Annotated in this window: 13 protein-coding genes and 1 pseudogene; 10 read left to right on the plus strand and 4 right to left on the minus strand. The window is 67.5% G+C overall.

Annotated features, from left to right (window positions below):
• A pseudogene (locus NQV17_RS03325) lies at positions 1–70 on the plus strand (porin); the annotation flags it as partial.
• Between the two features lie 60 nt (positions 71–130).
• On the opposite strand, the gene NQV17_RS03330 reads toward NQV17_RS03325, so the two are convergent.
• A complete protein-coding gene (locus tag NQV17_RS03330; protein WP_257768839.1) occupies positions 131–361 on the minus strand; it encodes a hypothetical protein in 231 nt (76 codons plus the stop codon).
• 30 nt (positions 362–391) lie between these two features.
• Here NQV17_RS03330 and NQV17_RS03335 point away from each other — a divergent pair, with 30 nt between their 5' ends.
• The 8 genes from NQV17_RS03335 to NQV17_RS03370 all read left to right on the plus strand — a co-directional run bounded on the left by NQV17_RS03335 (position 392) and on the right by NQV17_RS03370 (position 8717).
• A complete protein-coding gene (locus NQV17_RS03335; RefSeq protein ID WP_257768840.1) occupies positions 392–1957 on the plus strand; it encodes a PQQ-binding-like beta-propeller repeat protein in 1566 nt (521 codons plus the stop codon).
• A gap of 145 nt (positions 1958–2102) precedes the next feature.
• Entirely contained in the window at positions 2103–2708 is a 606-nt protein-coding gene (locus NQV17_RS03340; RefSeq protein ID WP_257768841.1) for a M17 family peptidase N-terminal domain-containing protein, read from the plus strand.
• A gap of 263 nt (positions 2709–2971) precedes the next feature.
• Positions 2972–3925 (plus strand): choline ABC transporter substrate-binding protein, encoded by a 954-nt coding sequence (locus NQV17_RS03345; RefSeq protein WP_044847783.1) that lies wholly within the window; start codon positions 2972–2974, stop codon positions 3923–3925.
• A gap of 100 nt (positions 3926–4025) precedes the next feature.
• The gene (locus tag NQV17_RS03350; RefSeq protein WP_006484708.1) at positions 4026–4955 is read left to right on the plus strand and encodes a 3-keto-5-aminohexanoate cleavage protein; all 930 of its coding nucleotides are present in this window, start codon (positions 4026–4028) and stop codon (positions 4953–4955) included.
• Between the two features lie 85 nt (positions 4956–5040).
• Entirely contained in the window at positions 5041–6006 is a 966-nt protein-coding gene (locus NQV17_RS03355; RefSeq protein WP_044847784.1) for an L-carnitine dehydrogenase, read from the plus strand.
• A 6-nt stretch (positions 6007–6012) separates the two neighbouring features.
• A complete protein-coding gene (locus NQV17_RS03360) occupies positions 6013–6501 on the plus strand; it encodes a thioesterase family protein (RefSeq protein ID WP_257768842.1) in 489 nt (162 codons plus the stop codon).
• A gap of 36 nt (positions 6502–6537) precedes the next feature.
• Positions 6538–7497 (plus strand): alpha/beta hydrolase, encoded by a 960-nt coding sequence (locus NQV17_RS03365; protein WP_257768843.1) that lies wholly within the window; start codon positions 6538–6540, stop codon positions 7495–7497.
• A 23-nt stretch (positions 7498–7520) separates the two neighbouring features.
• Positions 7521–8717 carry a TauD/TfdA family dioxygenase gene (locus tag NQV17_RS03370; RefSeq protein WP_257768848.1) on the plus strand — a complete coding sequence of 399 codons (1197 nt, stop codon included), beginning with the start codon at positions 7521–7523 and terminating at the stop codon, positions 8715–8717.
• 223 nt (positions 8718–8940) lie between these two features.
• Here the strand turns inward: NQV17_RS03370 and NQV17_RS03375 are convergent, their stop codons facing one another.
• The 3 genes from NQV17_RS03375 to NQV17_RS03385 form a co-directional block, all read right to left on the minus strand.
• Positions 8941–9243, minus strand: coding sequence for a DUF4148 domain-containing protein (locus tag NQV17_RS03375; RefSeq protein WP_124485209.1), 303 nt, complete (start codon positions 9241–9243; stop codon positions 8941–8943).
• 214 nt (positions 9244–9457) lie between these two features.
• Complete coding sequence (locus NQV17_RS03380) at positions 9458–10444, minus strand: oxidoreductase (protein ID WP_257768849.1); 987 nt, start codon at positions 10442–10444, stop codon at positions 9458–9460.
• 170 nt (positions 10445–10614) lie between these two features.
• Positions 10615–10905 (minus strand): DUF3331 domain-containing protein, encoded by a 291-nt coding sequence (locus NQV17_RS03385; RefSeq protein ID WP_044847789.1) that lies wholly within the window; start codon positions 10903–10905, stop codon positions 10615–10617.
• Positions 10906–11582: 677 nt separating this feature from the next.
• Between NQV17_RS03385 and NQV17_RS03390 the strand changes: the two genes are divergently transcribed.
• On the plus strand, positions 11583–12347 hold the full coding sequence (locus tag NQV17_RS03390; RefSeq protein WP_124668041.1) for an SDR family oxidoreductase: 765 nt from the start codon (positions 11583–11585) through the stop codon (positions 12345–12347).
• Positions 12348–12385 lie beyond the last annotated feature (38 nt).

Genomic DNA, 12385 nt, shown 5'->3' on the forward strand with positions numbered 1-12385 from the left:
ATCGGGCACGAGCCCGATGACGGGCGAGTCGCAGACGGGCGCGTATGTGGGGATGATGCATACGTTCTGAGCGGGGGATCCGCCGGTGCATCGGTTTCAGGGTTCGCGCGTCGTCACGGGCGCGCATGTTTCATCTGTGCACGTAGTAGTTTTCATGTAGTGTTCCTATGTTTTGCGCTTCGCAACCGAACTTTGGGTATTGATATTCACGCTGCGTCAAATGATTCATCCCGGCCATGTCGACCTTTTCCCCGCTTTTGAAAGCACGCGCAGGTTGGGTATCGCCAGGCGTGCCGGTCGCTTCCTGTCGCCCCGGCGCGCCAGTTTTCCTCACCGCGGCCGTTTCGGTTCGGCCGGTCATCAGTCACTCTTCTCTCGGTAAGGTGATGTCATGAAAACATCCAACAAGCAGCATCTCGGACTTGCCTCGTGGCGCCGGCGTACGCCGGCCATGATCGGAACGCTTGCCCTGTTCGGCATGATCGCAAGCGGCCCGGGTGCGGCGGCAGACTGGGTCTTTGCCGGGCAGGGTGTCGACAATACGCGTACCGCGCCGGACGAGCGCGTCATCGGCGTCGACAACGTCTCGCAGCTTGCGCCGCGCTGGACGCTGGATACCGACGGCAACGTGGCGGCCACGCCGACCGTCGCCAACGGCACCGTGTATGTGCCGGACTTCGGCGGCTCGCTGTGGGCGGTCGATGCCGCCAGCGGCAAGGTGAAGTGGAAGAAGAAGATCACCGAATACAGCGGCATCGACAACGATGCGTCGCGCACCAGCCCGGCCTACTGGGAAGGCACGCTGATCTTCGGGCAGGGCACCCAGGTTGCGAACAACCCGACCGGCGCGTTCGTGCTGGCAGCGAAGGCAGACGATGGCGCGCCGCTGTGGCGGACCAAGGTGGATTCGGATCCGACCGCGATCATTACCCAGTCGCCGATCGTCGATCGCGGCGTGGTGTACGTCGGCCTCTCGTCGCGTGCCGAGGCGCTCAAGGACAAGCCGACCTATCGCGGCGCGGTGGTCGCCCTCGACGCCAGGACCGGCAAGATGCTGTGGAAGACCTATATGGTGCCGAAGGGATATACCGGCGGCTCGGTGTGGGGCAACACGGCTGCGGTCGATCATGAGACCGGCCTGCTCTACGTGACCACGGGCAACAACTTCTCGGTTCCGCCGGGTCACTGCCGTTACCCGACCCAGAAGAACTGCAAACCCGATACGCCTGCCAACATGATCGACAGCTTTGTCGCGCTCGACCTGAAGACCGGCAGGATCGTCTGGCATACCCGTACGTTGGCGGCCGACATGTCGACCAACTACGACCACGACGACGGCCCGGACTACGATTTCGGCTCGGGGCCCAACCTGTTCAAGGCGACCATCAACGGGAAGGAGAGGACGTTGGTGGGCGCAGGCGCGAAGAGCGGCGTGTACTGGGCGCTCGATCCCAAGACCGGCAAGGTGGTCTGGCAGACGCAGGTCGGCCCGGGCAGCCTGCTGGGCGGCATGCTGTGGGGGACGGCCGCCGACGGCAAGCGCATCTACGTTTCGATCGGCAACCTGGACGGCAAATCGATCGACGTCGACAACGGTCCGAACGGCCAGAAGACGACCAAGGGCGGCATCTGGGCGGCGGTCGACGCCGCCACCGGCAAGGTGCTGTGGCGCACGGCCGACCCGCAGGGCAAGATGGACACGGTGGCGATGTCGGCCGCAAACGGTGTCGTCTATGCCGGCTCGTTGGCCGGGACGGGCGCGAGCATGTATGCGCTCGATGCGGCGACGGGCGAGATCAAGTGGAGCTACGAGAACAACGGCGCGGTGGTGTCGGGCGCTGCCATCGTCGACGGGTCGGTGTACTGGGGGGCGGGCTACCACACCAAGGTACTTGGTCTGCCGTACGACGGCACGAGTCACAAGCTCTATGCGTTTGGTCTTGCCGCCAGGCAATAAGCGCAACCCAGATACCGGCGTACGCGGAAGACGGGTTGCTCGTGCGCCGGCGCAAGCCCGGGCAGGCGGATGAAGAGGGGCAACGCCGGACGCCGGGGCGCGCGCTGCGCTCCGGACCCTGTTCCAATCTTGCGGGAGAGACGATTTGGTTCTTCGACAAAATATCGGTCGTTGGCGGGAGGTGGCCTTCGAGGTCGCCGCATGGGATGGCGTAGGCGCGCAGGTCGACCTCTCCTGTGGCTGCATGTTTGCCCGCGAGGCGACGGGCGATGGCCCGACCGGCGGGTTACGCCATCTCGATCTCGCACTGTCGGGGGCACTCACCGGCTTGCGGCGCGAGGGCCGTTTTCGGGCCGCGCCGATGGAAACGCTGTGGATCAGCCGTCCGCCCGCGGGCATCGCGGCGCGTGCCTTGTTGCTGGTCGGGCTCGGCGATCCGGCAAGCTGGACGATCGAAAGAACCGCGGATGCCGTCGCCACGGCCGCGCGGACGGCGATCCAGCAGGGTGTCGAAAGCGCAGCCTTTGCGCCGAGCATACTCGACGGCGGGCTGACGACCGCCGCCACCGAAGGCATGCCCCAAGCCATGGTGAAGGCCGTGCTGGCCGCGATCGACACCGGGTATCGGGTCGCGGAGCTGGGTCTTGCCGCGCCCCCCGCGCTGCGCCGCTGGGTGTTCGACGTCGGCGCGGCGCGCTTCGACGGCGCCGTCGAGCAATTCGCCAACGCGCTTGCGGCCGCACGGACCTGACTGACCCCGTCTGGTTGTCGCGTACGGCATCTCGTGACGCCGCATCCGGACAAACCCCTCCTCATCAAAATTCGCCCCAAACCCCCGCCATACAAGCCGCTGCCCGCGCATAGTGGTTTCCACTCATAGTCGCAAATAGTCAAGAACAGGTCGCCCGCGGTCGTCTTGCGGTGAATATGGCTCGTTACTTTTACTCCCACGATGCAGGCCGGGACGCACTCCGCGAATCCGCAGGACATCGGTCCAACCGAAGGGGAGAAACCATGAAGTCGACAAAGATCGCCGCGTTCGTCGCGGCCGTGCTGGCGACCGGCGCGTTCGCGACCGCGGCGCAGGCCGAAACGGATGCCGCGACTTGCCGCAACGTACGCTTCGCGGATATCGGCTGGACCGACATCACGTCCACCACGGCGCTCGCGTCGACGGTGTTCGAAGGGCTCGGCTACAAGCCGACGACGACGATCGCCTCGGTGCCGATCTCGTTCGCCGGCCTGAAGAGCAAGCAGCTGGACATCTCGCTCGGCTACTGGTGGCCGGTGCAGCAGAAGCAGCTCCAGCCGTTCCTCGACAGCAAGTCGATCAACGTGGTCGAACCGCCGAACCTGTCGGGCGCGAAGGCGACGCTCGCGGTGCCGAGCTACGAATACCAGGCCGGCCTGAAGACCTTCGAGGACATCGCGAAGCACCGCGCGGAGCTCGACGGCAAGATCTACGGGATCGAGCCGGGCAGCAGCGCGAACGCGACGATCCAGAAGATGATCGACACGAACCAGTACGGCCTCGGCGGCTTCAAGCTGGTCGAATCGAGCGAGGCGGGGATGCTCGTGACGGTCGAGCGCGCGATCCGCGACAAGAAGTGGGTCGTGTTTCTCGGCTGGGAACCGCATCCGATGAACATCCAGATCAGCATGAACTACCTGTCCGGCGGCGATGCGGCGTTCGGCCCGAACTACGGCGAAGCGCGCGTGTACACGCTGACGGCGCCCGACTTCATCTCGCGCTGCCCGAACGCGGGCAAGCTCGTCGAGAACCTGCGCTTCACGACGCAGCTGGAGAACCAGCTGATGCAGTCGGTGATGAACAAGACGAAGCCGGCCGACGCCGCGAAGGCATACCTGAAGAAGAATCCGCAGGTGCTCGACGCCTGGCTCGCCGGCGTCAAGACGTTCGACGGCAAGGACGGCCTGCCTGCCGTGAAGGCCTATCTCGGCCTGTAACGGCCCGCGCGCGCCGCGAGCGTGCGGCGCGCAGCGAAAAATCATCTGCAGTACGACGGAAATCGATCGACACGAACCGAAGCAAACGAGGGCACTCAGCATGAACCACGAAGTCATCATCACCTGCGCGGTCACCGGCGCGGGCGATACGGTCGGCAAACATCCGGCGATTCCGGTCACGCCGAAGGAGATCGCGGCCGCCGCGATCGAGGCCGCGAAGGCCGGCGCGACGGTGGCGCACTGCCACGTGCGCGATCCGCAGACGGGCCGCGGCAGCCGCGACCCGAACCTGTACCGCGAAGTGGTCGACCGGATTCGCTCGGCGGACGTCGACGTGATCATCAACCTGACGGCCGGCATGGGCGGCGATCTCGAGATCGGCCCGGGCGAAGACCCGATGCGCTTCGGCAAGGGCACCGATCTCGTCGGCGGCCTCACGCGTCTCGCGCACGTCGAGGAACTGCTGCCGGAAATCTGCACGCTCGACTGCGGCACGCTGAATTTCGGCGACGGCGACTACATCTACGTGTCGACGCCCGCGCAACTGCGCGCCGGCGCCAAGCGCATCCAGGAACTCGGCGTGAAGCCGGAACTGGAAATCTTCGATACGGGCCATCTGTGGTTCGCGAAGCAATTGCTGAAGGAAGGACTCCTTGACGATCCGCCGCTGTTCCAGCTGTGCCTCGGCATTCCGTGGGGCGCGCCGGCCGACACCGGCACGATGAAGGCGATGGTCGACAACCTGCCGCCGGGCGCGCACTGGGCCGGCTTCGGGATCGGCCGCATGCAGATGCCGATGGTCGCGCAGGCGATGCTGCTCGGCGGCCACGTGCGCGTGGGCCTCGAAGACAACATCTGGCTCGATCGCGGCGTGCACGCGACCAACGGCACGCTCGTCGAGCGTGCGCGGGAAATCGTCGAACGGCTCGGCGGCCGCGTGCTGACGCCGGCCGAAGGGCGTCGCAAGCTCGGCCTGCCGGCGCGTGGCGAGCGCCTGCTCGAACGCCGCGCGGTGGCCGAGTTCGCGTGAGTTTCAACGCTGATTCCGATTCAATGGGGCGGCGCGCACGGGTGCGCCGCCGTCCGATTCTCCTCGATTTGAAGGATGTGTTGACATGGCAGTGAAGACCGACATCAAGACGTTCGCCGCGATCGGCACCGGCGTGATCGGCAGCGGATGGATTTGCCGTGCGCTCGCGCACGGTCTGGACGTGGTCGTGTGGGACCCCGCGCCGGACGCGGAAGCGCGCTTGCGCGCGAGCGTCGCGAATGCATGGCCCGCGCTCGAGCGCGTCGGCCTCGCGCCGGGCGCCGATCCCGCGCGGCTGCGCTTCGAGTCGACGATCGAGGCCTGCGTCGCCGACGCGGACTTCATCCAGGAAAGCGCACCCGAGCGCGAGGCGCTGAAGCTCGAGCTGCACGAACAGATCAGCCGCGCGGCGAAGCCGGACGCGATCATCGCATCGTCGACGTCGGGGCTGCTGCCGACCGACTTCTATGCGCGGGCGACGCATCCGGAGCGCTGCGTGGTCGGTCATCCATTCAATCCGGTCTATCTGCTGCCGCTCGTCGAGGTGCTCGGCGGCGCGCGCACTTCGCCGGAAGCGGTCGAGGCGGCGATGGAGATCTATCGCAAGCTCGGCATGCGGCCGCTGCACGTGCGCAAGGAAGTGCCGGGCTTCATCGCGGACCGGCTGCTCGAAGCGCTGTGGCGCGAGGCGCTGCATCTCGTCAACGAGGGCGTCGCGACGACCGGCGAGATCGACGATGCGATCCGCTTCGGCGCGGGCATCCGCTGGTCGTTCATGGGCACGTTCCTGACCTACACGCTGGCCGGCGGCGACGCGGGCATGCGACACTTCATGCAGCAGTTCGGCCCCGCGCTCGAACTGCCATGGACGAAGCTGGTCGCGCCGAAGCTGACCGATGCGCTGATCGACAGCGTCGTCGAAGGCACGAGCGAGCAGCAGGGCACGCGCAGCATCAAGGAACTCGAACGCTATCGCGACGAGTGCATCACCGAGGTGCTGAAGGCGATCGCCGCGGTGAAGGCGCGGCACGGCATGCGATTCGAGGACTGAACGAACATGACAGGCGATACCCCGCTGACGATCTACCGCGACGTCGTGCGGCCCGAATGGGTCGACTACAACGGCCATCTGCGCGACGCGTTCTATCTGCTGATCTTCAGCTTCGCGACCGATGCGTTGCTGGACCGCATCGGTCTCGACGACGCCGCGCGTCGCGAGCGGGGCCGCTCGGTCTACACGCTCGAAGCGCACGTGAACTATCTGCAGGAGATCAAGGAGGGCACGCGCGTGCGCGTCGATGCGCGGGTGCTCGCGCACGACGCGAAGCGGCTGCACCTGTATCTCGAACTGTTCGCCGACGGGCACGACGGCGCGGTGTCGGCGAGCGAGCAGATGCTGCTGCACGTCGACACGCGCGACGGCGCGAAATCGGCGCCGTTCGACGACGACGTCGCCGCGCGCGTGGCCGAACTGCATGCGTTGCAGCGCGATTGCGCGGCCCCTGCGTATGCGGGCCGCGTGATCGGACTGCCGCCGCGCCGCTAGCGTCGACCTTCAACCCTGGACCGCGGAGCGCACTCGATGCTCGAACCGGAAATCGCGGCGTTCGTCGCGGCCGTCGACGCATGGTATCCGGCCGACGCGGCGGCGCGCTCGCCGGACGAGCAACGCCGCGTCTACGATCGCTTCGCGGCCGCGTGGACGCCCGCCGAACTGCCGGCCGGAATCGTCCGGCACGATGCGGTGTGGCATGCGGCGGACGGACACGCGATCGCGCTGCGGCGCTACGCGCCCGCGCAGGGCGAGCCGCGCGGCACCGTGCTGTTCTTTCATGGCGGCGGCTTCGTCGTCGGCTCGCTCGACAGTCATGCATTGATCACCGCGCAACTGGCGGCCGACACGGGGCTTGCCGTGATCGCGGTCGATTACCGGCTCGCACCCGAGTATCGCGCGCCGGCCGCGCTCGACGATTGCCTGGCCGTCACGCGCGCCGCGCGCGACGCAGCGCGCTGGCCGTTCGACGCGTGCGCGCGACCGCTGACGCTCGCCGGCGACAGTGCCGGCGGCAACCTCGCGGCCGCCGTCGCGACCGCGCTGCGCGATGCGGGCGAAGGCGGCATCGACGGGATCGCGCTCGTCTATCCGATGCTCGGCTTCGAACCGCAATCGCCGGCGCGCGAAACCGAGGCACACGCGCCGATGCTGACGCTCGACGACGTCCATCGCTATCGCGCGTCGTACTGGGGCAGTGAAGGCGACGATGCGCCGGGCGATGACGATCCGCTGCTGCGCGCTTCGGTGCCGCTCGCGGCGGCGCGTTTCGACGGGCTGCCGCCCGTGCTCGCGATCGGCGCGGAACACGATCCGCTGCGCGACGATGCGCGCGTGTATGTCGAACACATTCTCGCGGCCGGCGGCGCCGCGCGTTACTGGATGGGAGAGGGGCTGGTGCACGGCTGCTGGCGCGCGCTCGGAACGAGCCCGCAGGCGGCGCGGATGCACCGGATGATCGGCGGGTTTCTGCTCGCACCACACGCGTAGCGGGCGTTTTCCGGGAGGCAACGATGCAGGCAGCGCAACACCGTATCGAGGACTGGCGGACCTTTTCCGCCGACGCGGCCATTGCGGCGGCGACGATCGGCGAGGGTGCGGTGAACGTCGAGTGGAGCGACACGCGACGATCGCCGTTTCACTTCGACTGGTTGCGCGACAACTGCGCGTGCTCCGCGTGCGTGCATGCGCTCACGCGCGAACAGGTATTCGAGATCGCCGATGCGCGCGAGGATCTGTCGGCGCTCGTCGTGCATGTCGAAACCGACGGCGCGCTGCACGTCGAGTGGAACGACGGGCATCGCAGCGCCTGGTCGCCGGGATGGTTGCGCGCGCATGCTTACGACGATGCGTCCCGCGCGGAACGCCAGGCCGCGCACGGGCGGCACGTGTGGACCGGCGACGATGCGACGGCGATCGGCGTGTTCGCGTGGCGTGACGTGATGGAGGACGACGGCGCGTTGCTCGCCTGGCTCGCTGCGTTGCAGCGCACGGGGCTGACGCTCGTCGAGGGCGTGCCGGCCGAACCAGGCCGGGTCGACCGGATCGCGCGGCGTGTCGGCCTGATCCGCGAAAGCAATTTCGGTGTGCTGTTCGATGTCGAATCGAAGCCGCGGCCGGACAGCAATGCCTATACGTCGCTGAACCTGCCGCCGCACACTGACCTGCCGACGCGTGAATTGCAGCCGGGCGTGCAGTTCCTGCACTGCCTCGCGAACGACGCAACGGGCGGAGACAGCGTGTTTCTCGACGGCTTCGCGCTCGCGGATGCGCTGCGGCGCGAATATCCGGACGATTTCACGCAACTTGCGTCGACACCGTTCGAGTTCTGGAACAAGAGTGCGAACAGCGACTACCGCTGTTCGGCGCCGGTGATCGGACTCGATGCGCGCGGCAACGTGACCGAGGTGCGCGTCGCGAACTTCCTGCGCGGGCCGCTCGATGCGCCGGCCGGCGCCGTCGCGGCCGTCTACCGCGCGTACCGGCGGTTTCTCGCGCTCGCGCGCGAGCCGCGTTTCCGCGTGCAGCGCCGGCTGCGGGCGGGCGACATGTGGGCGTTCGACAATCGGCGCGTGCTGCATGCGCGCACCGAGTTCGATCCGTCGACGGGCCGCCGGCATCTGCAGGGCTGCTACGTCGATCGCGACGAACTGCTGTCGCGCTGGCGTGTGCTGTCGCGTGCGCTGCCCGCGGCTGCCGCCGGGCGCTGATCGGCGCATTCGACTGCCGCATTCGGCTTCCGCATTCGACTTCGTTACGCATACCTCGCCGGGGAAAAAGCGCCCGGACGCAAGGCGCCCGGGCGAAGCCACCCGCTGCCGGGCGGCGGAGGTATGCGTTTCACAAAAAAAGGACGAGCCCGCATGAGGGGCTCGTCCGGGTACAGCTTCTTCATCGCGCGATGCGCTGTGCGCCCGCCGGGGGCGCGTCGGCTTACTGGCCGAAGAAGACCGAGTCGCGTGCGTTCGACGACGCTGCGGCAGCCGGGGCGCCCGAGTGGACGACCGGAGCCGGTTGCGCGCCGTAGCCGCTGGCGTCGGCACCATGAACACGCGCTTCCGCCGACTGGATGTCGTTCGGGTAGTACGGGCTCGACACGCCCGGCTTGTAGCCGGCTTGTTCGAGTTGAACCAGTTCGTTGCGGACTTGCGCGCGGGTCACGGTGCTTTGTGCGAAAGCGCCGAACGAAGCGGACAGGGCGACAGCGGCAACAACTGCGGAAACGAGCGATTTCATGATGACCTCCGGTGTTTTATTCGGTTCGCGTGCGACACCATGTCTGCAGCGATTGACTAAATCTTAGTCACCGGGTCGTTCAGGGTAAACGCTGGTTTTGACGATAGATTGTTTCCAGGGCGGTAACAGTGGGACGCCGGATCAGGCTTTCATCCTGCTTTCGTTTCTGTAAGCGTAATAAGTATGAAGACTGTTGAGGCGACGCACGCAGGATTCAGCGCGCCTCGGCGGCCGCGTCGAACGGCTTGGCGGGCGGCCGGCCGGCGGGCGCGCCCGAACTCAGGAAACGCACGCCCGTCGCGGCTTCGGAAGCCTCCCACAGCAGAGCCGCGAGGGCCACGTCGCGTGTCGCGCGCGGCACGCTCGCCGGTGCCGGCAGGCCGCGCGACTCGAGCCAGCCGGACGGCCCGAGGTACGCGCCGCCGGCGAGGTCGGGCGACGTCGCCGCATGAATCGCGGGCAACGCACCCTGCTCGGCCGGTTGCGCGAGATAACGGTTCGCCGCGCGCATCAGCGCGGCGCGCGTGGGCGAACTGTCCATCGCGGGGCCCGCGAACTGCAGGTTGGTTGCCGCGTAGCCGGGATGCGCGGCGACGCTGATTCCCGCGAACCCCGCGCGCTGGAAGCGGCGCTGCAACTCGAGCGCGAACACCAGGTTCGCGAGTTTGCTGTCGCAGTAGGCGAGATAACGGTTGTAACGGTGCTCGGCGCGCAGGTCGTCGACCCGGATCCGGCCGCCGCGGTTGAAGCCGCTCGACATCGTCACGACGCGCGCGCGCCGGGCGGCGCGCAGCGCGGGCAGCAGATGGCCGGTCAGCGCGAAATGGCCGAGGTGGTTGGTGCCGAACTGCATCTCGAAGCCGTCGTGCGTGTGCCGCAGCGGCAAGAACATCACGCCGGCGTTGTTGCAGAGGATGTCGACGCGGCCGTGGCGGTCGGCGACACCGGCGGCGAAGCGCTGGATCGACGCGAGATCGGCGAGGTCGAGCGCATCGACTTCGACCCGTGCGGCGGGATGGAGCCGGTGAATCGCAGCGGCGGCCTGCGCGGCGCGCGTGGCATCGCGGCAGCCCATCACGACCGTCGCGCCCTTGGCGGCCAGCGTTTCCGCGATGTGCCAGCCGAGGCCGCTGTTGGCGCCGGTCACGACCGCGACCTTGCCGCCTTGCGCCGGGACGTGGCGCGCGCTCCATGCATGCATGTCTGCCTCCATCGGCGTGGCCGGGTGCGCCACGACGCGCAATCGTTACATTGAGTGGTGTAACGATAGTCCGCGCAGGCGGGGCAGACAAGCGGGGGAATTAGACCGGCGGTTCTAGGGCGCGCCAGCGCATCAGGCGGCGGGCCCCGGCACGCGGTGGCCGGCGGGCGTTACCGGCTGCCGGCCAGCGCGAGCACTTCGGCGGCGGAGATCATCGCCGCCGCGTTCGCGGGTGCCGGGCGCTCGGCCGGGCGGAACACTTCGTCGCCGCGCTGGATGACCTGGCGCGACAGCGCGCAGGTGCCGGTGCGCTGCGCGAAGCGGCGGCGCCAGCGCTGTTCGCCGTAGTGACAGCGGCCGGGTTCGACCCAGCGGACGACGAGCAGCGTATCGGAGCGTTCCAGAATTTCGACGTGGACGTCGGCGGGATCGAGCACAGGCAGGGATTTGGAGGCCTTCATTTGCCGTTTCCTAAAGCTCGTGCGGTTTCGGCCGTGGCAGTGGATGTCACTACCCGAGGGCGAATCCGTAGCGGTTTCCATGAGTGGTGCGCTAAATGTAAGCGTCTGTGACCGGAAAAAACATCCTGTCTGGCTCAAATTACCTTTTGCCGAATCAGAAACAATCGACGCGCATTTTCGTGAAAAAGCCAACGACAAAAGCGCCCCGGGCGTGTACGCCCGGGGCGGAAAATCGGCCCGCGCCCCCGTGTCTGCTCGCTCAGTCACGTGGACACCGCGGGGGACGGAGACGCCCGTCAGGGATCGGCGACGGGCGGGGGGCGGTGTCCGGGGAAGCGCGGTCCGGCAACACCATGATCGCGCGCGCCTGCCGTTGACACCCTGACGGGAAGATGACTTTTTTGTCAGTTTCGCGGTGCCGACGGCGCGATCCCGGCGCCCGGATATCGCGAAAACGCCCACCGGTATTGGCTTTGCGCGATACGCGGCCGATCGGCGGAACCTGAAAAATACGGTAATCGAAGCCCGCCGCAGCGCCTCCCGCCCGATTCTCCCGCTCGGGAAAATACTGAATCACGCGAACGTGACAAATCCGGAATCTGTTCCTACGATTGGTTGGACCTTTAGTCCTTTGTGCCAATCAGCCGGCCCGGCCGGCTTCTTCGGGAGAGGTGCTCATGAGATTGCAGGGCAAGCGCGCACTGGTGACGGCGGCCGGGCAGGGTATCGGCCGCGCGACCGCGCTGCGGTTCGCAAGCGAGGGTGCCGACGTGCTGGCGACCGACATCAACGAAGCCGCGCTCGCGCAACTCGCGGCCGACGCCGAACGCGCGGGCGGCCGGCTGGCCACGCGGCGGCTCGACGTGACCGACGCGGGTGACATTGCCGCACTCGCCGCGCAGGAGCGCGCGTTCGACGTGCTGTTCAACTGCGCGGGCTTCGTTCACCACGGCTCGATCCTCGACTGCGACGACGCCGCGTGGGCGTTCTCGCTGAACCTGAACGTCACGTCGATGTACCGGCTGATCCGCGCGCTGCTGCCGGCGATGCTGGCAGCAGGCGGCGCGTCGATCGTCAACATGGCGTCGGCCGCGTCGAGCGTGAAGGGCGTGCCGAACCGCTTCGTCTACGGCACGACCAAGGCGGCCGTGATCGGCCTGACCAAGTCGGTGGCCGCCGATTTCGTCGAGCAGCGCATCCGCTGCAACGCGATCTGCCCGGGCACGATCGAGTCGCCGTCGCTGGAGCAGCGGATCGCCGAGCAGGCGCGCACGCGCCAGGTGTCGACCGATACCGTGCGCCAGGCGTTCGTCGCGCGTCAGCCGATGGGCCGTATCGGCACCGCGGACGAAGTGGCCGCGCTCGCGCTGTATCTCGCGTCCGACGAAGCGTCGTTCACGACCGGCGCGATTCACCTGATCGATGGCGGCTGGTCGAACTGACCGCGTCCAGCCGACCGCGCCTTTCCACTCACTTTCCA

The sequence above is a fragment of the Burkholderia sp. SCN-KJ genome (assembly GCF_024656005.1).
Classification (GTDB): Bacteria; Pseudomonadota; Gammaproteobacteria; order Burkholderiales; family Burkholderiaceae; genus Burkholderia.

Excerpts from the sequence above, each read along its gene's own strand:
- NQV17_RS03355 (WP_044847784.1), top strand. The coding sequence starts at position 5,041 with ATGGCAGTGAAGACCGACATCAAGACGTTCGCCGCGATCGGCACCGGC.
- NQV17_RS03390 (WP_124668041.1), top strand. The coding sequence starts at position 11,583 with ATGAGATTGCAGGGCAAGCGCGCACTGGTGACGGCGGCCGGGCAGGGT.
- NQV17_RS03345 (WP_044847783.1), top strand. The coding sequence starts at position 2,972 with ATGAAGTCGACAAAGATCGCCGCGTTCGTCGCGGCCGTGCTGGCGACC.
- NQV17_RS03360 (WP_257768842.1), top strand. The coding sequence starts at position 6,013 with ATGACAGGCGATACCCCGCTGACGATCTACCGCGACGTCGTGCGGCCC.
- NQV17_RS03330 (WP_257768839.1), bottom strand. The coding sequence starts at position 361 with ATGACCGGCCGAACCGAAACGGCCGCGGTGAGGAAAACTGGCGCGCCG.
- NQV17_RS03350 (WP_006484708.1), top strand. The coding sequence starts at position 4,026 with ATGAACCACGAAGTCATCATCACCTGCGCGGTCACCGGCGCGGGCGAT.
- NQV17_RS03365 (WP_257768843.1), top strand. The coding sequence starts at position 6,538 with ATGCTCGAACCGGAAATCGCGGCGTTCGTCGCGGCCGTCGACGCATGG.
- NQV17_RS03380 (WP_257768849.1), bottom strand. The coding sequence starts at position 10,444 with ATGCATGCATGGAGCGCGCGCCACGTCCCGGCGCAAGGCGGCAAGGTC.
- NQV17_RS03370 (WP_257768848.1), top strand. The coding sequence starts at position 7,521 with ATGCAGGCAGCGCAACACCGTATCGAGGACTGGCGGACCTTTTCCGCC.
- NQV17_RS03375 (WP_124485209.1), bottom strand. The coding sequence starts at position 9,243 with ATGAAATCGCTCGTTTCCGCAGTTGTTGCCGCTGTCGCCCTGTCCGCT.
- NQV17_RS03385 (WP_044847789.1), bottom strand. The coding sequence starts at position 10,905 with ATGAAGGCCTCCAAATCCCTGCCTGTGCTCGATCCCGCCGACGTCCAC.
- NQV17_RS03335 (WP_257768840.1), top strand. The coding sequence starts at position 392 with ATGAAAACATCCAACAAGCAGCATCTCGGACTTGCCTCGTGGCGCCGG.